Origin of the sequence: Paractinoplanes deccanensis (assembly GCF_016862115.1) — a bacterium.
Taxonomy (GTDB): Bacteria; Actinomycetota; Actinomycetes; order Mycobacteriales; family Micromonosporaceae; genus Actinoplanes; species Actinoplanes deccanensis.
The window spans coordinates 93886-113479 of record NZ_BOMI01000146.1 but is presented as its reverse complement, the minus strand read 5'-3'; the positions used below and the strand labels follow the sequence as shown (position 1 = coordinate 113479).

Annotated in this window: 20 protein-coding genes; 15 read left to right on the top strand and 5 right to left on the bottom strand. The window is 75.0% G+C overall.

The window, feature by feature from the left end; all coding sequences use genetic code 11:
* The first annotated feature begins 116 nt into the window (after positions 1-116).
* The 5 genes from Ade02nite_RS35795 to Ade02nite_RS35775 all read left to right on the top strand — a co-directional run bounded on the left by Ade02nite_RS35795 (position 117) and on the right by Ade02nite_RS35775 (position 4677).
* Positions 117-1379: a wax ester/triacylglycerol synthase domain-containing protein gene (locus Ade02nite_RS35795; RefSeq protein WP_203773462.1), complete on the top strand. Its 1263-nt coding sequence runs from the start codon at positions 117-119 to the stop codon at positions 1377-1379.
* 120 nt (positions 1380-1499) lie between these two features.
* Positions 1500-2000: a pyridoxamine 5'-phosphate oxidase family protein gene (locus Ade02nite_RS35790; RefSeq protein ID WP_203773460.1), complete on the top strand. Its 501-nt coding sequence runs from the start codon at positions 1500-1502 to the stop codon at positions 1998-2000.
* Positions 2001-2003: 3 nt separating this feature from the next.
* Positions 2004-3203, top strand: a complete 1200-nt coding sequence (locus Ade02nite_RS35785; protein ID WP_203773458.1) for an acyltransferase family protein — start codon at positions 2004-2006, stop codon at positions 3201-3203.
* The gene (locus tag Ade02nite_RS35780; protein ID WP_203773456.1) at positions 3157-3747 is read left to right on the top strand and encodes a DoxX family membrane protein; all 591 of its coding nucleotides are present in this window, start codon (positions 3157-3159) and stop codon (positions 3745-3747) included. Before Ade02nite_RS35785 ends, Ade02nite_RS35780 begins: the two co-directional genes overlap by 47 nt.
* A gap of 84 nt (positions 3748-3831) precedes the next feature.
* Positions 3832-4677, top strand: a complete 846-nt coding sequence (locus Ade02nite_RS35775; protein ID WP_203773454.1) for a universal stress protein — start codon at positions 3832-3834, stop codon at positions 4675-4677.
* 24 nt (positions 4678-4701) lie between these two features.
* Here the strand turns inward: Ade02nite_RS35775 and Ade02nite_RS35770 are convergent, their stop codons facing one another.
* Genes Ade02nite_RS35770 through Ade02nite_RS35750 form a run of 5 tightly spaced genes read right to left on the bottom strand, consistent with a single transcriptional unit; the run spans position 4702 to position 9386 of the window.
* On the bottom strand, positions 4702-6279 hold the full coding sequence (locus Ade02nite_RS35770) for an ABC transporter permease (RefSeq protein ID WP_203773452.1): 1578 nt from the start codon (positions 6277-6279) through the stop codon (positions 4702-4704).
* Entirely contained in the window at positions 6276-7184 is a 909-nt protein-coding gene (locus Ade02nite_RS35765; RefSeq protein WP_239169295.1) for an ABC transporter ATP-binding protein, read from the bottom strand. The genes Ade02nite_RS35770 and Ade02nite_RS35765 overlap by 4 nt, the downstream gene beginning before the upstream one ends.
* Positions 7185-7189: 5 nt before the next feature.
* Positions 7190-7660 carry a universal stress protein gene (locus Ade02nite_RS35760; RefSeq protein ID WP_203773450.1) on the bottom strand — a complete coding sequence of 157 codons (471 nt, stop codon included), beginning with the start codon at positions 7658-7660 and terminating at the stop codon, positions 7190-7192.
* 55 nt (positions 7661-7715) lie between these two features.
* Positions 7716-8510, bottom strand: a complete 795-nt coding sequence (locus tag Ade02nite_RS35755) for a universal stress protein (protein ID WP_203773448.1) — start codon at positions 8508-8510, stop codon at positions 7716-7718.
* Between the two features lie 9 nt (positions 8511-8519).
* Entirely contained in the window at positions 8520-9386 is an 867-nt protein-coding gene (locus Ade02nite_RS35750; RefSeq protein ID WP_203773446.1) for a universal stress protein, read from the bottom strand.
* Between the two features lie 146 nt (positions 9387-9532).
* Here Ade02nite_RS35750 and Ade02nite_RS35745 point away from each other — a divergent pair, with 146 nt between their 5' ends.
* The 10 genes from Ade02nite_RS35745 (at position 9533) to Ade02nite_RS35700 (ending at position 19594) form a co-directional block, all read left to right on the top strand.
* On the top strand, positions 9533-10678 hold the full coding sequence (locus tag Ade02nite_RS35745; RefSeq protein ID WP_203773444.1) for a 4Fe-4S dicluster domain-containing protein: 1146 nt from the start codon (positions 9533-9535) through the stop codon (positions 10676-10678).
* Complete coding sequence (locus Ade02nite_RS35740) at positions 10675-11484, top strand: FAD/NAD(P)-binding protein (protein WP_203773442.1); 810 nt, start codon at positions 10675-10677, stop codon at positions 11482-11484. The genes Ade02nite_RS35745 and Ade02nite_RS35740 overlap by 4 nt, the downstream gene beginning before the upstream one ends.
* Positions 11484-12239 carry an NADH-quinone oxidoreductase subunit B family protein gene (locus Ade02nite_RS35735; protein ID WP_239169294.1) on the top strand — a complete coding sequence of 252 codons (756 nt, stop codon included), beginning with the start codon at positions 11484-11486 and terminating at the stop codon, positions 12237-12239. The genes Ade02nite_RS35740 and Ade02nite_RS35735 overlap by 1 nt, the downstream gene beginning before the upstream one ends.
* On the top strand, positions 12236-13534 hold the full coding sequence (locus Ade02nite_RS35730) for a Ni/Fe hydrogenase subunit alpha (RefSeq protein WP_203773438.1): 1299 nt from the start codon (positions 12236-12238) through the stop codon (positions 13532-13534). Before Ade02nite_RS35735 ends, Ade02nite_RS35730 begins: the two co-directional genes overlap by 4 nt.
* A gap of 1 nt (position 13535) precedes the next feature.
* A complete protein-coding gene (locus Ade02nite_RS35725; RefSeq protein ID WP_203773436.1) occupies positions 13536-13997 on the top strand; it encodes a hydrogenase maturation protease in 462 nt (153 codons plus the stop codon).
* Complete coding sequence (gene hypF, locus Ade02nite_RS35720) at positions 13994-16264, top strand: carbamoyltransferase HypF (RefSeq protein ID WP_203773434.1); 2271 nt, start codon at positions 13994-13996, stop codon at positions 16262-16264. Before Ade02nite_RS35725 ends, hypF begins: the two co-directional genes overlap by 4 nt.
* Position 16265: 1 nt before the next feature.
* Positions 16266-16514 (top strand): HypC/HybG/HupF family hydrogenase formation chaperone, encoded by a 249-nt coding sequence (locus Ade02nite_RS35715; RefSeq protein ID WP_203773432.1) that lies wholly within the window; start codon positions 16266-16268, stop codon positions 16512-16514.
* The gene (hypD, locus tag Ade02nite_RS35710) at positions 16511-17620 is read left to right on the top strand and encodes a hydrogenase formation protein HypD (RefSeq protein WP_203773430.1); all 1110 of its coding nucleotides are present in this window, start codon (positions 16511-16513) and stop codon (positions 17618-17620) included. The genes Ade02nite_RS35715 and hypD overlap by 4 nt, the downstream gene beginning before the upstream one ends.
* The gene (hypE, locus tag Ade02nite_RS35705) at positions 17617-18672 is read left to right on the top strand and encodes a hydrogenase expression/formation protein HypE (RefSeq protein ID WP_203773428.1); all 1056 of its coding nucleotides are present in this window, start codon (positions 17617-17619) and stop codon (positions 18670-18672) included. The genes hypD and hypE overlap by 4 nt, the downstream gene beginning before the upstream one ends.
* A gap of 91 nt (positions 18673-18763) precedes the next feature.
* On the top strand, positions 18764-19594 hold the full coding sequence (locus tag Ade02nite_RS35700; RefSeq protein WP_203773426.1) for a universal stress protein: 831 nt from the start codon (positions 18764-18766) through the stop codon (positions 19592-19594).

Here is a 19594-nt window from a genome sequence, read left to right as displayed (position 1 = left end):
ACCGCCCCTCGCCTTTGCCTTTGCCGCAGAGCGGGAGTCCTTCCGAGCCGGGCCGAACGCCTCTGGCGCGCCGTGCGGACCGTCGCCGACAGTGAGGGCGACGATCGGAGCCCGCGATGAGAAGGCCCCCGAACCGGTCCGGCACGAGCCGGGTCGGCGACGCCGACCTGGCGTACCTCGCGATGGACCGCGGCCCGGTGCCGGAGCAGTTCGCCGTCGTCCTCGTGCTGGGTGACGGCTTCGACATCGACGCGGGAACGCGGCTCCTGGGCGAGCGCGCCGCTCGCGTCCCGCGGCTGCGGCAGCGGGTGGTCACCGCCCGCGGAGGGCCGGTCTGGGCCGAGGATCCCTCGTTCGACCCGGCGCGGCACATCTCCACCCGCCGGTGCCGGCGTCCGGGAAACGAGCCGGCGGTGCTCGAGGCCGTCCTCCCCGAGGTGGTCCGCTGGTTGCGGCGCGACCGGCCACTGTGGCGGGCCGTGTTCGTGACCGGCCTGGAGGGCGGCCGCACCGCCCTGGCGCTGATCGTGCACCACGCCCTCGCGGACGGGCTGGGCGGCCTGGCCGTCCTGAGCGCGCTGCTGGACGGCGGCGCACCGCCGGCCGCGGCCGGAACGCACCCGCCGCACGAGAGCCGGCGCTGGTGGCGCGACCTGCGGTCCGGGATGTCCGCGACCGGTGGCCTGTTCCCCGGCCGGGTCGCCCGCAGCTCGCTGCTGCGCCCGACCGGGTCGCGGCGGCGGGCGCTGAGCGTCCACGCCGACCTGCGTGAGCTGCACGACGCCGCCCACCGGGCGGGCGCGACGGTCAACGCGGCCGTGCTCGTCGCCGTGGGGGAGGCGCTGCGCCGCCTGCTCGCCTACCGGGGCGAGCCGATCGAGGCGGTGCGCGTGGGCGTGCCCGTGGGAGGCGACCCCGGGGCGCGGGACGGCGCCGGCAACGCGGTCGGCCTGATGCTGCTGACGGTGCCGGTCACCGGCCCGCGCGAGCGCCGGATGGCCCGCGTGGCGGCGCAGACCCGGGCGCGGCGCCCGCGAGCCGCCGGCCCCGCGCCGATCACCGTGCTGGGCCGCCTGTTCCGGCTCGCCGCGGCCACCGGCGGCTACCGCTGGTACATGACGCACCAGCGGCGGCTGCACATCGTGATCAGCTGCCTGCGCGGCCCGGCGGACCGGGTCAGCCTCGCCGGGGTGCCGGTGGAGCGGATGATCCCGGTCGCGCCCGCCGGCGCCGCCAACCTCACGATGGCCTGCCAGGCCCTCTCCTACGCCGGGGAGCTGACCGTGACCACGGTGGCCGACCCGAGTCGCTGCCCGGACCTCGGCCGGTTCGGCCGGTGCCTCGCCGCGGAGCTCGGCGCCGTCGCCGCCCAGCGGTGAGACCCGGTCATGCCACCCATCGCGGCGGCGACCAGGGCCACCAGGGTCGAACGGCCGTACCGATCGGCCCTGCCGCCCGGGCGGGTGGGGGAGTACGTGTGGGAGAGGAGGGGAGTTGCCATGTCGACCTCGACCAGAGGCGGCCGGCGGACGAGCCCGCTGACCGCCCAGGATGTCTGGCGGGCGATCGGCCACGCGTCGTTCGCCGTGCTCAGCCACGTCACACCGGCCGGCGCGCCGCGGTCGAGCGGAGTCGTCTACGCCGTCGAGGACGATCGCCTGTATGTGGCGGTCGCCAAGGACAGCTGGAAGGCGCGGCACGTGGCCGCGGACGGGATCGTCGCGGTGACCGTGCCGATCCGCCGGGGCGGCCTCCTGTCGCTGATAATGCCGATCCCGCCGGCCACGGTGAGCTTCCCGGCGGTCGCGGTGGTGCATCCGGGCGACCATCTCACCCGCATGCCGCGCCTGGCCCGGCTGGTGCCGCCCGAACGGTGGCCGGCCTGCGTGATCCTCGAGATCCGGCCGACCGGCCACTTCGTCACGTACGGCCTCGGGGTGCCGTTGACCGCGATGCGCGACCCGGCCCGCTCCCGTGCGCGGATACCGACCGGGCGATAGGCCATGTCGCCGGGCGCGGGACGCGACCGCTACCTGGACCTGCTACGCGCGGCCGCGATCATCCGAGTCATCGTCTACCACCTCTACGGGTGGCCCTGGCTGCCGATGCTGCTGCCCGCGATGGGCATCATGTTCGCCCTCGCCGGCTCGCTGACCGCGGCGTCGCTGGAACGGCGCGGTGTGGTCAAGGTGGTCAGATCGCGGCTGCGCCGGTTGCTGCCGCCGCTGTGGCTGATGGGGCTCGTCGCCGTACCGCTGATGATCGTCGGTGGATGGCCGGCCGAGACGGGCGGGGAGCACCCGTTCAGCCTGCCCTCCCTGCTGTTCTGGATCGTGCCGCTCGGCGATCCGCCCGGCAGCGAGGCGGCGGCCGACGTCTGGGTGCCGCTCTGGTACATCCGTGCGTACCTCTGGTTCGTGCTGCTCTCCCCGCTCTTGCTCATGCTGTGGCGGCGGGTCGGCTGGGCCACGCTGGGGCTGCCCTTCCTCGTGCTGGCGGGGCTCGGCCTGTCCGAGGTGACGCTGCCGGCGGTCGTCGACGCCACGGTGTGGGACTTCGCCACGTTCGGGGCGTGCTGGATCGCCGGGTTCGCGCACCACGACGGCCGGCTCGCCCGGGTGGAGCCGTGGATCGCGTACACGGTGGCGCCGATCCTCGCCGCGGCGGCGCTGTGGCGGGGCCACGACGCCGGCAGCTGGGACCTCAACGAGGTGCCGGAGATGCAGGCGCTCTGGTCGTTCGCCTTCGTGCTGATCGTGCTGCGGTGGCGGCCCCGGATGGACTGGCTGGCCAGGACGGTCCCGCTCGACCGGGCCGTCACGGTGGTCAACGCGCGCGCCGTCACCATCTACCTGTGGCACAACGCGGCCATCGCGGCGATCTGGCCGGTGCTGGCCTTCCTGGGCATCGAGTGGGGCGGCCTGCCCGGCGCGCTGGTGGAGTTGCTCCTGACGTTCGTGCTGGTCCTGATGACGATGCTCGCCTTCGGCTGGGCCGAGGACCTGGCCGCCCGGCGCCCGGTGCGGCTCTGGCCGGACACGGCGGTCCCGGCGGCCCGGGACTTCAGTCCCGCCCAGGTCGGGCACTTGTCCTCGGGTGGCGCGACGGGACGTCGGGCAGTGTCAGAGGTACGGACATCGATGAAGGAGGAAGACCATGACGACCATCGGCCGGGGCTCCGCGGCCCACCTGGAACACGTTGAGGCGCCCGGCTCCATGCTCACCAAGACCGCCGCCCGCGCGCTCGCCGTGCTCCGCATCTCCACAGGCTTCATCTTCCTGTGGGCGTTCTTCGACAAGACCTTCGGATGGGGCTACGCGACCCCCACCGAGCGTGCCTGGATCAACGGTGGCTCGCCCACCAAGGGCTTCCTGTCCGGAGTGGAGGTCGGGCCGAGCTGGCTGCAGACCTTCTTCCACGACATCGCGGGCGACCCGTGGGCCGACTGGCTGTTCATGATCGGCCTGTTCGCCATCGGCGCGGCCTTCGTGCTCGGCATCGGCATGCGCCTCGCCGCCGGCGCCGGAGCGGTCATGATGCTGCTCATGTGGGCCGCCGAGTGGCCGCTGGACAAGACCACCGCCGCCGGTGAGCCGAGCATGTCGACCAACCCGATCGTCGACTACCACATCATCTACGGCCTCGCGGGCATCGTCCTGGCGCTCACCTACGCCGGGCACACCTGGGGCCTGGGCAAATGGTGGGCCTCCCTGCCGATCGTGCAGAAGAACCGCTGGCTCATCTGACCACTGATCCGACTGTCATCACCGGCCCGGCCGCTGTCAAGCGGCCGGGCCGAGCCTCAAGGAGAGACCGGAACGGGAGGAGCCATGAAACGTCATCCGATCGTCGTGGGCGCGGACGGCACCGCGCACAGCAAGGCCGCGGTGCGCTGGGCGGCACGCGAGGCGTACCGCCGGGGATTGCCGCTCCGCGTCACGCACGTGTTCGACTGGGAGTGGGGCGAGGCTCGGTACGACATGAGCAACGGGTACTTCGACGAGGCCCGCAAACACGCCGAGGGCATCACCGGCAACGCGGTCCACGAGGCGCGCGTGGCGGCGCGCGACGTCGACGTGGAGGGTGACGCCCTGGTCGGCCACGCCGTCGCACGGCTGCTCGCCGAGGCGGAGGACGCCGAGCTCATGGTGCTCGGCAACCGGGGCCGGGGCGGCTTCGGCAGCCTGCTGCTCGGCTCGGTCAGCCGGCGCGTGGCCACGCACGCCACCTGCTCGGTGGTGGTCGTCCGCGGCCGTGGCGGCGACCTCACCGAAGGCCCGGTCGTGGTGGGCCTCGACGCCTCCGCGATGGCGGACCGGGTGCTGGAGGTCGCGTTCGAGGAGGCGGCCGGCCGGGGAGCCCGGCTGTCGGTGATCCGTGCCCAGGCCCCCGTCGGCTACGTGGCGGGCGACGTCGAGCTGCCCGAGCCGTCGGCCGAGGAACGGGCCCGCGTGGAGGAGCAGGTGGCACCCTGGCGGGCCAAGCACCCCGGCGTCCCGGTCGACGTCACCCTGGTGCACGACGGCGCGGCCGCCGCCCTGGCCGAGGCCTCGGCCCACGCCCAGCTGGTCGTCGTGGGCAGCCGCGGCCGCGGCGTCGTCACCGGCACGCTGCTCGGCTCGGTGGGTCTGCAGCTCCTGCACCACGCGGACTGCCCGGTCTACATCGTCCGGTAGCCCGGCCCGGCCTGCGCCGCCGCGTCAGACTCCGATGTCGCGGCGGCGCAGGCCGGCGTAGCCCACGGCGGCGAAGGCCGCCGCGAGCAGGGCCAGAACCACGAGGGGTACGAGGGTGAGCGTCTCCAGGGGCACCTCGGGAGTGTGCTCGAACGGCGACGCGCGCTGCGCCCACTCCGGCAGGTCGAACGAGTCGGCGAACAGGGCCACCACCGCGCAGTAGCCGACGGCGATCCAGGACAGGGCGGCGGCCGCACGGGGCAGCCAGCCGACGGTCAGCACGGCGACGGCGGCGATCAGCAGGACGGCCGGCAGGTAGGCGAGGGCGGCGCCGATGAGCCGCGGCACCTCGCCCATGTCGGAGACCGTCAGGGCGTAGGCCAGGCCCGTGCCGGCACCGATGGCGACCAGGGCCAGGGTGGTGCCGGCCAGCGTGACGCTCAGGTGGCCGGCCAGCCAGGCGAGGCGGCTGGTGCGGGTGGCCAGGACCGGCTCGGCGCGGCCGGCGTTCTCCTCGGCGCGGGCACGCAGGACGGTGGTCACGCCGTACGCGGCGGCGATGAGCGCGGAGAGCGCGACGGTCAAGGCCAGGTAGGCGTCCAGGATGCGCTGCCCGCCGCCCGGCATGAACTCGGCGATCTCGGGGTTGTCGGCGACGTACTGCTCGATGCTGTCGGCGACGGAGCCGTACGCGAGGCCCAGCAGGCCCAGCCCGAGCACCCAGCCCGCCGCGGCCGTGCGCTGGAGCCGCCAGGCCAGCCCGAACGCGTTGCCGAGGGCGCGCGTGGCGACGGGCCGCCCCGGGCGCGACGGCACGAAGCCGGCCCCGAAGTCGCGCCGCTCCAGCAGGCTCGCGGCGAGCATCACGAGCGCGGCGGTCACCGCCAGCGGGATCAGCAGGGGCCACCAGCGGTCGCCGGCGTACGGGAAGGTGCGCTGGCCCCAGCCGATCGGCGACAGCCAGGAGAGCGCGCTGTTGCCCGCGTCGCCGGCCGCGCGCAGGGCGTAGGCCGCGCCGAGCGTGAAGCCGACGGCGCCGTACACCGCGCGCACGTTCTCGAAGAGCTGGGCCGCCACCGCCGTGAGCGCCGCGAAGGTGACACCGGCGGACGTCACCGCGGCGCCGAGCAGCACCGAGCCGCCGGCGGGCAGGCCGGTGCCGACGGCCGCGGCGAAGACCAGGACGCCGGCGGCGAGACTGGCCAGGCCGGCGAGCGCGAGCGCGGCGGCGAGCGGCGCGCGACGGCCGATCCGGGCCGAGCGGATCAGCTCCGCGCGGCCCGCCTCCTCGTCGCCGCGGGTGTGCCGGCCGACCAGGAACATGGCCATCAGCGCGACCACGATCGCCACGAAGGCGAAGATCTCGAAGACGACCTCGCCGCCGATCGTCCGGAGGAGCTCGGTGGGGCCGCTCATCGCGATGACAGCCGTGTTGCCGCCGATGGTGCGGCGCAGGTCGGCGAGGGCCTCGGGGGTGTCGTACAGGCTCTGGCTCTGGGTGGACTGCACGAGCAGCAGCAGCGTGGCGCCCAGCAGCCACCAGGGCAGGCCGATCCGTTCGCGCCGCAGCAGGAAACGCAGCAGCCGGGCGGTGCCGGTCATGAGGTGGCCGCCTCGTCGCCGTAGTGCCGCAGGAACATCTCTTCCAGCGTGGGTGGCGTGCTGGTCAGGCTGCGGACACCCAGCGGGGCGAGCCGGCGCATCACGTCGCCGAGCTGGGCGGTGTCCACGTCGAACCGGGCGTGGTGGTCCTCGAGGACGGCGTCGTGCACGCCCGGCAGGGCGGTGAGGCCGGTCAGCGGCTCGACGGTCTCGACACTGATCGACGTGCGCGTGAGGTGGCGCAGCTCGCTCAGCGTGCCGGTCTCCACCCGGTGACCGAGCCGGATGATGCTCACCCGGTCGCACAGCGCCTCCACCTCGGCGAGGATGTGGCTGGACAGCAGCACCGTCCGGCCCTCCCGGCGCACCTGCTGGACACACTGCTGGAAGGCCGACTCCATCAACGGGTCGAGCCCCGAGGTCGGCTCGTCGAGCAGCAGCAGCTCGGCGTCCGAGGCGAGCGCGGCGACCAGGGCGACCTTCTGCCGGTTGCCCTTGGAGTAGGCGCGCGCCTTCTTGGCCGGGTCGAGATCGAACATCTCCAGCAGCCGGTCGCGGCGGCGCCGGTCGTAACCGCCGCGCATGCGGCCGAGGAAGTCGATCACCTCACCGCCGGTGATGCCGGGCCACAGCGTGACGTCGCCGGGCACGTACGCCAGGCGGCCGTGCAGGGCGACGGCGTCCCGCCACGGGTCCCGGCCGAGCATGGTGACCTCACCGGCGTCGGCGCGCAGCAGCCCCAGCAGGATGCGGATCGTGGTGGTCTTGCCGCTGCCGTTGGGGCCGAGGAAGCCGTGCACCTCCCCGGCCGCCACGGTCAGGTCGAGCCGGTCGAGCGCCTTGACGGGGCCGAACGACTTGTCGAGCGCGGAGATCGAGATGGCGGGTCCGGTGGTGGCCTTCACCGGCATCACCGCGGAACGGGCTCGGTGCTGCGCACCGGGGCGGCCGCCGGCACCGGGATCACGACGACCGGGCAGGCCGCCTTCCGGATGCTCTTCTCGCTGACCGAGCCGAGAACGGTGTGGCGGACCCCGCCGTGCCCGTGGCTGCCCAGCACGAGCAGATCGGCCGAGCGGCTGCGGGCGCCCAGCACGTCCCAGGGCGCGCCCTCGATCACCTCGGCGGCCACCGGGATGTGCGAGCCGTACCGCTGGAGCATCGCCTCGACCTCCTTGGTGAGCAGCCGGGTGGCGCGCTCCTTGGCCTCCTCGGGATTGGTCGCGGTGACCGGGCCGAACTCGAGCCCGTCCCACGACCAGGCGATCACGGCCTGCACGGCACTGCCGCGCTCACCCGCTTCCCGTACCGCCCACTCCAGGGCGCGGCGGCCACCTTCCGACCCGTCCACGCCCACGACGATCAGATGCCGATCGGTCATGGCTTCACCTCCGTCTGAGTCCTTCTCCCACCGTGCCGCTCCGCCCGGTGGCGAATCAGAGTCCAAAGTCCCTTGTGCCGTTCGGGCGGGTTATCAGGACCGGGCAGGCGGCGTGGTGCAGCAGGTGCAGGCCGGTGGATCCGAGCAGCACGCTGCGCACGTAGTCGTGCCCGCGGCTGCCGACGACCACGAGCCGCGCCCCGGCCGACGCCTCCGCCAGGGCCGGGCCGGGCTCCGCGCGCGTATGGCGGAGCTCGACCGGCACCAGCGGATACTTCGCCCGCCAGGGCGCCACATGCTCCTCGGCGGGGTCGGCGCCGGCCGCCGCGCGCAGCACCACGACGGCGCAGCCGCGGCCGGCCGCGGCCTCGAACGCGCCGCGCAGCACGGCGTCGGCGGCGGGCAGGCCGTCGACACCCGCCACCACCGGCCCGTCCGGGGCTGCCCGGCCCCGGACGACGGCCACCGGGCAGGACGCCCGGCGGGCCACCCGGTCGCTCACCGAGCCGAGGCGCATGCCGGCGAACCCGCCCCGGCCACGATGGCCGACCACCAGGAGGTCCGCGTCGCGGGCCAGCTCGGCCAGCCGTTCGACCGGACGGCCGAGCAGCGCGTCGGCTCGGACGGCGACCCGCGGCGCCGCCTCGTGGGCCCGGCGGGTGGCCTCGGCCCACATGGGCTCCAGGTAGGCGTGGCCGTGCCGATCGCCGGGCTTGCCGGGACGCCACTCGAGGACGTGCACGATCCGCAGCGGCGCCCGGCGGTGATCGGCCTCGCGGGCCGCCCACGTGACGGCCGCATAGGCGGGGTCGGAGCCGTCGACGCCGACGACGACGGGGCTGTGCTCCATGCCGGCCCCTCATCCCTCGGTCTCGTGCGCGATCGCGACCGGGCATTCGGCGTGCCGCAGCAGGTGCTGGCCGACCGAGCCGAGCAGCAGGCCGCGCAGCCGGCCACGGCCGTGGGTGCCCACCACGAGAAGCTGGGCCTCGGCGCTCACCCCGGTGAGCGCGGCGGCGGGATGCCGCACCACGGCGCGAGCGGTGACCGGCACCGCCGGGTACTTCTCCCGCCATCCGGCGAGGAGCTCGTCGAACGGCCGCCTGATCGCGGGCGGCACCGTGCCGGACGCCAGCGGTGTGGCGTCCATGATGCCGATGGTCGGCGCCCAGGCGCGGATGACGTGCAGCGGCACGCCGCGGGCCGACGCCGCGTCGAAGGCGAAGCCGAGGACGGCGTGCGAGGCGGGTGACTCGTCGATGCCGGCGACGACCGGCCGGTCCGCCCGGGCGGCGCCCCGCACCACGACGACGGGGCAGTGCGCGTGCGCGCTGACCGCGACGGTGATCGAGCCGAGCAGCCCGGTCACGCCGCTGTGCCCGTGCGCGCCGAGCACGATGAGCCCGGCGCCGGCGGACCGGTCGATCAGCGACACGGCCGCGTCGCCGTCCACGGTGGTGCTTGTCGCCGGCACGTGCGGGTGGGTCCGGCGGGCCTCGCCCAGGGCCGCGGCGAGGGTTCCGTCGACGGCGCGGCGGATCGACGCCTCGGGCCGGGGCGCGCGCGACGGGATCATCGACGCCATCGGCGCCCATCCCGGCCACTCGTACGCGTAGAAGAGCTCGACGGGCGCGTCCGTACGGGCCGCCTCGTCCAGTGCCCAGGCCGCCGCGGCCTTGGACTGCGGCGAGCCGTCGTACCCGATGATGATTCTCTTCGTGGACATGATGGCCTCCTCTCCACAGCACAGCGCCGCGTGACGCCCCTGTGCAGGGCACAAGGACACGACCTCGGTGGGACACGGGCGGGACTTCCGGCCCTGTCCCGCCGAGGCGGCGCGGCACACGGTGTAGGGGAGCCCGGGGAGGTGCCATGACATCCGCAGACCCGCCACGACTGATCGGCACGGACGGCCTCGGCGCGCTCTTCACCGTTCTGCGCGAGCGCGGCTACACCGTCGTCGGCCCCACGGCGCGCGACGGTGCGGTCGTGCTGGCCGAGCTCGCGTCGGCGGAGCAACTGCCGTCCGGCTGGAGCGCCGGCACCGAGGCCGGCCGCTACCGGCTGCGGCGCCGCGAGGACGGCGCGGTGTTCGCCCACTGCGCCGGCCCGGTGTCGGCCAAGACTTTCGTGCACCCACCGCGGGCCCGGCTCTGGTCGGCCGACCGGGCTCCGGACGGGACGGTGACCACCACCGGTCCCGAAGCGCCCGCGAAGCGGTTCGCCTTCGTCGGCGTGCATCCCTGCGACGTGGCCGCGCTCGGCGTTCTCGACCGCGTGCTCGCCGGCGGGGAGCACCCGGATCCGATCTACACCGCTCGCCGCGACGGCACGTTCGTGGTCGTCGCCGAGTGCACCGAACCGGCCGCCACCTGCTTCTGCACGTCGATGGGGACAGGGCCGGGCGCCACCTCCGGCTTCGATCTCGCGCTGACCGAGCTGCTCGACGGCGAGCACCGGTTCCTCGCGCGCAGCGGCTCGCCCGCCGGGGCCGAGGTGCTCGCCGCCCTGCCCTCCCGGCAGGCCGGCGAGGGCGACCTCGCCGCGGCGAGCGCCGCCGTGCGGGACGCCGCCGCCGCGATCACCCGGCACATGCCCGACGAGCCGTTGCCCGCCCTGATGGCCGCGACCCGGGAGTCGCCGCACTGGGCCGACGTGGCCTCGCGCTGCCTGACCTGCGGCAACTGCACGATGGTCTGCCCCACCTGCTTCTGCGTCACCACGGAGGACGTCACCGATCTCACCGGCGGGCACGCCGAGCACCTCCGGCGCTGGGACTCCTGCTTCGGCCTCGACTTCTCCTACGTCCACGGCGGCGCGGTGCGCACGAGCACGGCCTCCCGGTACCGGCAGTGGATCAGTCATAAGCTCGGCACCTGGCAGGACCAGTTCGGCATGTCCGGGTGCGTCGGCTGCGGCCGCTGCATCGCGTGGTGCCCGGCCGGCATCGACATCACCCGCGAGGCGGCCGCCCTGGCGGCGTCGCGCGGCGAGCCCTCGGGAGGTGCGGAGCCGTGAACGCCGTCCTGCCGGTGCCGCACCGGATCGTGGGCCGCTGGGTGGACACCGCCGACACGGTCACCGTCGAGCTCGCCCCGGTGGGTGCTCCGCTGCCCGCCTTCCTCCCAGGCCAGTTCGCGATGCTCACCGCGTACGGCGTGGGCGACGTGCCGATCTCGGTGAGCGGCCGGCACGGGGCCCGGCCGCTGCACACCATCCGCGCCGTCGGCGCGGTCACCCGGGCCCTGTGCGGCGCGGCGCCCGGCGATGTGATCGGCGTGCGCGGGCCGTTCGGCACCGCCTGGGATGTCGAGGCGGCGGCCGGTCACGACGTGATCGTGGTGGCCGGCGGCATCGGCCTCGCCCCCTTGCGCCCGGTCGTCGAGCGGGTGCTCGCCGACCGGTCCTCGTTCGGCCGGGTCGCGGTCCTGGTGGGCGCGCGGCGGCCGGCCGAGCTGCTCTACGGCGGCGCGCGCCGGGAGTGGGCCGCGCAGGCCCAGGTGATCACCACTGTGGACCGGGCGGACGACGGCTGGCACGGGCCGGTCGGCCTGGTCACCGCTCTGATCCCGCGGATCGAGGCGGACCCGGCCGCGGCCGCGGCGTTCGTCTGCGGGCCCGAGGCGATGATGTGGTTCACCGTTCAGGCCCTCCTCGCGCGGGGCGTGCCGTCCGCGCGGGTGCAGGTGTCGCTGGAGCGCACCATGCGCTGCGGGGCCGGCTGGTGCGGCCACTGCCAGCTGGGCCCGCTGCTGCTCTGCCGGGACGGCCCGGTCGTCGGTTATCCGGTGGCCGAACCGCTGATGCGCGTACGGGAGTTGTGATGACCACCCTCGCCGTGTGGAAGTTCGCGTCCTGCGACGGCTGCCAGCTGAGCCTGCTCGACTGCGAGGACGAGCTGCTGGCCGTCGCGGGCCGGGTGCGGATAGCCCATTTCCTGGAGGCCTCCCGTGCGGTGCTGCCGGGCCCGTACGACGTCTCGCTGGTCGAGGGCTCGATCACCACGCCGGCGGACGCGGAGCGGATCCACGCGATCCGCGACGCCTCCCGGGTGCTGATCACGCTCGGTGCCTGCGCCACCGCCGGCGGCATCCAGGCGCTGCGCAACAGCGCGGACGTCGCCGAGTACGCCTCCGCGGTGTATGCCCGTCCGGACTACCTCGACACCCTGGCCACCTCGACCCCGATCGCCGCGCACGTCGACGTCGACTACGAGCTGCACGGCTGCCCGATCGACAAGGGACAGCTGCTCGAGACGATCACCGCGCTGCTGGCCGGGCGCAAGCCGAACCTGCCGGCGCACAGCGTCTGCTTCGACTGCAAGCGCCGCAACAACGTCTGTGTGGTGGTGGCCCGGGGCGAGCCCTGTCTCGGCCCGGTGACCAGGGCGGGCTGCGGGGCGATCTGCCCGGCGTTCGGGCGCGGCTGCTTCGGCTGCTTCGGCCCGGCGGAGACGCCGAACGGGCCGGCCGAGGCGGACCTGCTGCGGGCGGCCGGCATGTCCGAGGACGACATCCGGCGGCTGTACCGGACCTTCACCGTGTCGGCCTTCGCGGAAGTGGCGGGAGACGCGTCATGACACACCGATCCGACCGGCTGATCGACGTGCGGGCTTTGGCCCGGGTGGAGGGCGAGGGCGCCATGCACGTACGGGTGCGCGACGGCGCCGTGGCGGACGTGCGCCTGGAGATCTACGAGCCGCCCCGCTTCTTCGAGGCGTTCCTGCGCGGGCGCCGGCACACCGAACCGCCGGACATCACTGCCCGGATCTGCGGGATCTGCCCGGTGGCATATCAGATGAGTGCCTGCGCCGCGATCGAGGACGCCTGCGGGGCCGTGGTGCCACCCGCCGTCGCGGACCTGCGCCGCCTGCTCTACTGCGGCGAATGGATCGAGAGCCACACCCTGCACATCTACCTGCTGCACGCGCCGGACTTCCTCGGGTACGCGGGCGCGCTGGATCTCGCGAAGGACCGGCGTGACCTCGTCGAGCGCGGGCTGGCGCTGAAGAAGACCGGCAACGACCTGGTCGAGGTGGTCGGCGGGCGGGCCATCCACCCGGTGAACGTGCGGGTCGGCGGCTTCTACCGGGCGCCGGCACCCGCCGATCTCGCGCCGTTGCGGGACCGCCTGCGGGCCGCCCTCGACCAGGCGCTGGCGACCGTGCGGTGGGTGGCCGGTTTCGACTTCCCCGACTTCCGCCACGAGCACGAGATGCTGGCGCTGGTCGACCCGGGCCGGTACGCCATCGAGTCCGGCACGGTCGCGACCACCGGGGGCCTCGCCTTCGGCGTCCAGGATTTCGAGGACCACGTCGTGGAGGAGCACGTGCCGCACTCGACCGCGCTGCACGCCCGTCTGGCCGGCCGTGGGCGCTACCTGACCGGCCCGGCCGCGCGTTACACGCTGAGCCGTCAGTGGCTCTCCCCGCTGGCACGTGAGGCGGCGGCCGAGGCGGGGCTCGGCGCCGAGTGCCGCAACCCGTACCGCAGCATCGTGGTCCGTGCCGTCGAGACGGTCTACGCGGTGGAGGAGGCGATCCGCCTCATCGACCGCTACGAGCCGCCGCCCGCCGCCGCGATCGACGTGCCGCCCCGCGCGGGCGCCGGGCGCGGCGCGACCGAGGCGCCCCGCGGCACCCTGTTCCACCGCTACGAGCTCGATGCCGCCGGGCTGGTCACCTCGGCGCGGATCGTGCCGCCCACCGCGCAGAACCAGGCCGCCGTCGAGCACGACCTGGGCCGCTTCGTGGCGGACCGGCTCGACCTGCCCGACGACCGCCTCACCGCCGAGTGCGAGCAGGCCATCCGCAACTACGACCCGTGCATCTCGTGCGCCACCCACTTCCTCGACCTGCGCGTGGACCGGGGCTGACATGACGGGCCGGCGGGTGGTGATCGGGGTGGGCAACGAGTTCCGCCACGACGACGGCTTCGGTCCCGAGGTCATCGCGGAGCTGCGTGGCCGCCACGACGACCGGCTGGCCGGGGTGGAGCTGTGCGTCAGCGACGGCGAGCCGAGCCGCATGCTGGACGCCTGGTCCGGCGCGGAGCTCGCCGTGGTCGTCGACGTCGCCGTGGGAACCGGCCGGCGGGAAGGCTGGTCGGAGCTGACCCTGCCGGAGGCCGCCGGCCCGCAGCACGTCACCTCCGGGCACGGCATCGGCCTCGGCGCCACGGTGGCGCTGGGCAGGGTGCTCGACCGGCTGCCGGAGCGCCTGGTCGCCCTGGTCGCGCACGGTCAGGAGTTCAGTTTCGGCTTCGGCCTCAGCGACGGCGTCGCCGCCGCCGTCCGCCCGGTCGCCGACCGGGTCTGCGCCCTGGTGGCGACGCCATGACGGGCTGGTCGGTCCGGGTGCGCGGCACCGTGCAGGGCGTCGGCTTCCGGCCCTTCGTCCACCGGATCGCGACCGAGCTCGACCTCGACGGCGTGGTGCGCAACGTCGGTGGCGACGTGCTCATCGAGGTGGGCGGCACCGAGACGGCCGTCGCCCGCCTGGTCGGCGCGCTGCGGGCGCGGGCGCCCGCGGCCGCGGACGTCCGCGAGATCACTGTCGGCCCGGCGCCCGCCACCCCGGCACCCGGTTTCCGCGTGGTCGCGAGCGCCGGCGCCGGCGTCCCCGCGGGTTTCGCCGGGCTCCCGGCCGACCTCGCCACCTGCGACGACTGCCTCCGTGAGCTGTTCGACCCGGCCGACCGCCGCTACCGCTACCCGTTCGTGAACTGCACCGCCTGCGGGCCGCGCGCCACCATCGTGGACGACCTGCCGTACGACCGGGTGCGCACCGCCATGGCCGGCTTCACGATGTGCCCGAGCTGCGCCGCCGAATACCACGACCCCGCCGACCGCCGGTTCCACGCCGAGCCCGTCGCCTGCCCGCGATGCGGTCCCCGCCTCACGTGGCGCGAGGGCGGGCACACCGCCGAGGGGGAACGGGCCCTGACGGCCGCGGCCTGCGCGGTCGCGGCCGGGCGGATCGTCGCGCTCAAGGGCCTCGGCGGCTATCAGCTGGTCTGCGACGCGACAGCGCCGGCGGCGGTCGCGCGGCTGCGTGAGCGCAAGCACCGGCCGCGCAAGCCGTTCGCGGTGATGGTGCGCGACGCCGGGGTGGATCCCGGGGTGCGCGCCGTGCTCGCCTCGCCGGCGCGGCCCATCGTGCTGCTGCCGGCCGCCGTCTGCCCCGGCCTGGCGCCCGCCGTCGCACCCGGCCTCGACCGCACCGGCCTCTTCCTGCCCTGCACGCCGCTGCACCACCTGCTGCTCGGTCTGCTGCGGCGCCCGCTCGTGGTGACCAGCGGCAACCGCGCCGACGAGCCGATCGCCGTCGACGACGCCGACGCGGCCGAGCGGCTGGCCGGGATCGCCGACGGTTTCCTGGGCCACGACCGGCCGGTCCGGGCCCGCTACGACGACTCGGTGCTCCAGATGATCGACGGTGCGCCCCGCCTGGTCCGGCGGGCGCGCGGCTACGCGCCCCGGCCGCTGGACCTGCCTGTGGCCACGCCCCGGCCGCTGCTGGCCGCCGGCGCCCAGCTCAAGCACACCTTCACGCTGGCGCGCGGCGGCCGTGCCCTGGTCGGCCCGCACGGCGGCGACCTCGCCGACGCCGACGCGCTCGCCGCCTTCCGGGCGACCGCGGCGCAGCTCGGCCGGCTGCACCGCTTCGAGGCCGAGGTGATCGCCCACGACCTGCACCCCGACTACCTCTCCACCGCCTACGCCCGGCAGGCCGCGCCGGAGTCCCGGCGGATCGGCGTGCAGCACCACCACGCCCACGTCGCCTCCTGCGCGGCCGAGAACGGCCTGGACGGTCCGTTCCTGGGCGTCGCCTACGACGGCCTCGGGCTGGGCGACGACGGCCGGCTCTGGGGCGGTGAGGTGCTGCTCGCCACCTACACCGGTTTCCGCCGGCTGGGCCGGTTCGGCACCGCGCCGCTGCCGGGCGGCGAGGCCGCGGTGCGCCGCCCGGCACGCATGGCGCTCGGCTGCCTCTACGGCGCCGAGTTCCCGCTGCCGCCCGGTCCCGAGCCGGCCCTGCTGGGCCGCCTGCCCGCACCGGAGGTCAGCCTCGTCCGCCGCATGATCGAGCGAGGGGTGCGCAGCCCGCGCGCGTCGAGCGCCGGCCGGTTCCTCGACGCCGCGGCCGGCCTGCTCGGCCTCTGCGACGACGCCGGCTACGAGGGCGAGGCGGCGATCCTGCTGGAGGTCGCCGCGCACCGGGCCACCGGCGACCCGGTGCCCCTTCCCTGGCGGATCACCCGGCGCGACGGGCTGTGGGTCTACGACTGGTCCGGCACGCTCGACGCGCTGCTGCTGCGCCAGGCGTGCGGGGAGGGCGCCGAAGCCCTGGCCGCGGCGGTGCACCGCACGGTCGTCGACATGACCGTCGCCCTCTGCGCGCGCGCCGCGGAGCAGACCGGGGTGACGGTCGTCTGCCTGTCGGGCGGCTGCCTCCAGAACCGCATCCTCGCCGGCGGCCTCACCGCGGGCCTGCGCGCCGCGGGGCTGACCGCGCTGCTCAACCGCGACGTGCCGGCCAACGACGGCGGCATCAGTTATGGCCAGGCGGCGATCGCCGCCGCTCGTCTCGCCGAAGGGATCTGACATGTGCCTGGGCATTCCTGGCCGGGTCACCGAGATCGAGCTCGAGGACGGGCTGCCGATGGGGAACGTCGACTTCGGCGGCCTGCGCAAGCGGGTGTGCCTGTCCTACGTGCCCGGCGCCCGGCCCGGCGACTACGTGATCGTCCACGTCGGCTTCGCGATCAGCACCGTCGACGCGGAGGAGGCGGAGCGCACCCTCGAGGTGCTGCGCGCCATGGACGACCTGCTGCGACGGGAGCTCGAGGCATGAAGTACCTCGACGAGTACCGCGATCCCGAGCTGGCCCGCGCGCTGCTGGCCGAGCTGCGCCGCGTCACCACCCGGGCATGGACCCTGATGGAGGTCTGCGGCGGCCAGACGCACACCATCGTCCGGCAGGGGATCGACGAGCTGCTGCCGGGCATCCGCATGATCCACGGGCCGGGCTGCCCGGTCTGCGTGACCCCGCTGGAGATCCTCGACCAGGCCATGGCGATCGCCCAGCGGCCCGGCACCATCCTGACCAGCTTCGGCGACATGCTCCGTGTGCCCGGCTCCCGCACCGACCTGCTGGCGCTGCGCGCCCGCGGCGCCGACGTGCGTGTCGTCTACTCGCCGATGGACGCCGTGACCCTGGCCCGGCGCCACCCCGACCGGCAGGTGGTGTTCCTCGCCGTCGGCTTCGAGACCACCGCGCCGGCCAACGCGATGGCCGTGCTGCACGCCGCCACCCTCGGCCTGACCAACTTCAGCGTGCTGGTCAGCCACGTCCTCGTGCCGCCGGCCATGGAGGCCGTGCTGAGCGCCCCCGGATGCGAGGTACAGGGCTTCCTCGCCGCCGGGCACGTCTGCGCGGTCATGGGCTGGACCGAGTACGAGCCGCTCGCGGCCCGCCACCGGGTGCCCATCGTGGTGACCGGCTTCGAGCCGCTCGACCTGCTCGAAGGCATCCTCATGACGGTGCGCCAGCTGGAGGAGGGCCGCTACGAGGTGGAGAACCAGTACGCCCGGGCGGTGCGCCGCGACGGCAACACGGCCGCGCGGGACGCCATCGCGCGCGTCTTCCACGTCACCGACCGGGTCTGGCGGGGCATCGGCGCGATCCCGGCCAGCGGGCTCGCCCTGACCGAGGAGTTCGCCGCCTTCGACGCCGGCCGCCGCTTCGACGTCGGCCGGCTGGTGGTGCGCGAGCATCCCGCCTGCCTGGCGGGACAGATCCTGACCGGCGCCCGGACGCCGACCGACTGCACCGCCTATGCAACGGCGTGCACGCCACGCACCCCGCTGGGCGCCCCGATGGTCTCGGCCGAGGGCACCTGCGCCGCCTACTACACGGCCGGCCGCCGCCGGCCGCCGCGATCCGGAGGAGCGTCATGAGCACCGTCGACCCGACCTTGGCGAGCTGCCCCGCCCCGCAGCCGGAGAACGAGCGGATCCTGCTCGGGCACGGCTCCGGCGGGCGGCTCTCCGCCGAGCTGATCGGCCGGGTCCTGGTGCCCGCGCTCGGCGCCGTCGGGCCCGCCGGCCCGCTGGAGGACGCCGCGCTGGTCGAGGTGGACGCGGCGGCCCTGGCGCTGAGCACCGACGCGTACGTGGTCGATCCGCTCTTCTTCCCCGGCGGCGACATCGGTGCGATCGCCGTGCACGGCACGGTCAACGACCTCGCCATGCGCGCGGCCATGCCGGTCGCGCTGACCGTGGCGTACATCGTGGAGGAGGGTCTGCCGCTCGACGTGCTGCGGCGGGTGGCCGCCTCGGTGGGCGACGCGGCCGCGGCTGCCGGAGTGCCCGTCGTGTCCGGTGACACCAAAGTGGTCGGGCGCGGTGCCGCGGACCAGATCTTCGTGACGACCGCAGGCCTCGGCCGGCGGCTGCCCGGTGCCGCACCCTCCGCCGCCCGCGCCCGGCCGGGCGACGCCATCCTGCTCTCCGGGCTGATCGGCTGCCACGGCGTCACGGTGCTCAGCTGCCGCGAGGGGCTCGGCTTCGAGGCCGACGTCGTCTCGGACACGCGGCCGCTGCACCGGTTGGTGGCCGCGATGATGGCCGCCGGGGGCGAAGGTGTGCACGCGCTGCGCGATCCCACCCGCGGCGGCCTGGCGTCCAGCCTGAACGAGATCGCCACCGCCTCCGGGACGGGTGCGGAGATCGAGGAGAGCGCGCTGCCGGTGCCCGAGCCGGTCCGCGCGGCGTGTGAGCTGCTCGGTCTCGACCCGGTGCACGTCGCCAACGAGGGCTGCCTGGTGGCCTTCGTCGCCGCGGACCGGGCGGACGCGGTGCTCGCGGCGATGCGTGCCCGGCCGGAGGGCGCCGGAGCCGTTCGCATCGGCACCGCCACCGCTGCGGGGCCCGTGGTGGTCCGCACCGCGGTCGGCTCCCGCCGGGTGCTGGACATGCTGCTCGGCGAGCAGCTGCCGCGCATCTGCTGAACGGGACCGCGATACGGACCAAAGGCCCTGGGGACGGGCGGGCCGCACGGGGTGTGATGGAGAGGACGAAGGGGTCCCCGGGAGGCCGGCCATGAACGAACTCGAAGAGCTGAGGGCGACGAGGCACAGCGAGGCCGTCGACCGCTATCTGAGCGTGGCGACCTACCGCTCGGCAGAGCCACACCGGCCGGCTGCCACCACGACGAGGACCGGCCTGGTGCTGGTCGGGGCGGACGAGACACCGGCCAGCTACACGGCCGTCGACCACGCCGCGATCGAGGCCGAGCTGCGCGGCTGGCACCTGCGCATCCTGCACGCCCAGCGCACCGCCGGCCTGCACCGCCCGACCCGCGACGACGGCGCGCGGCTGCTCGAAAGGCTCATCGACAGGGTGCACGCGTACTCGCCGACGGTGCCCGTGACCAGCCGGATGATGGTCGGCTCGCCGGCGGCCCACCTGCTGGCGGAGGCGCGTGCCGCCGGCCTGGTTGTGGTGGGGCACCGGCACGGCACCGCCGGCACGATGTTCGGCGCCAGCGTGGCCGATCATGTGGCCACCGGCCACACGGGCACGGTCCTGGTCGTGCGGATCCCCGGCTGGCCGCCGGGGCCGAAGTTCGGCGAGCGGCCCATCGTGGTGGGCATGGACGCCGAGGGCGGCCCGGCCGTCGCCTTCGCCCGGCGCGAGGCCGCCCTGCGTGGCAGCGACCTGGTGCTCGTGCACGCGGACCGGACTCCGCGGGTCGAGAGCGTGACGGTCGTGGACGGCGTGACGACCTACGAGCGGTTCACCGCCGGCGATCCGGCCCACGCGCTGGTCGTGGCGTCCCGCGACGCCGCCGCGCTGGTGGTGCGGCGCGCGGCACCGGAATGCCGCACCCTGCTCCAGCGGGCGTACTGCCCCGTCTTCGTGGTCGGCTGA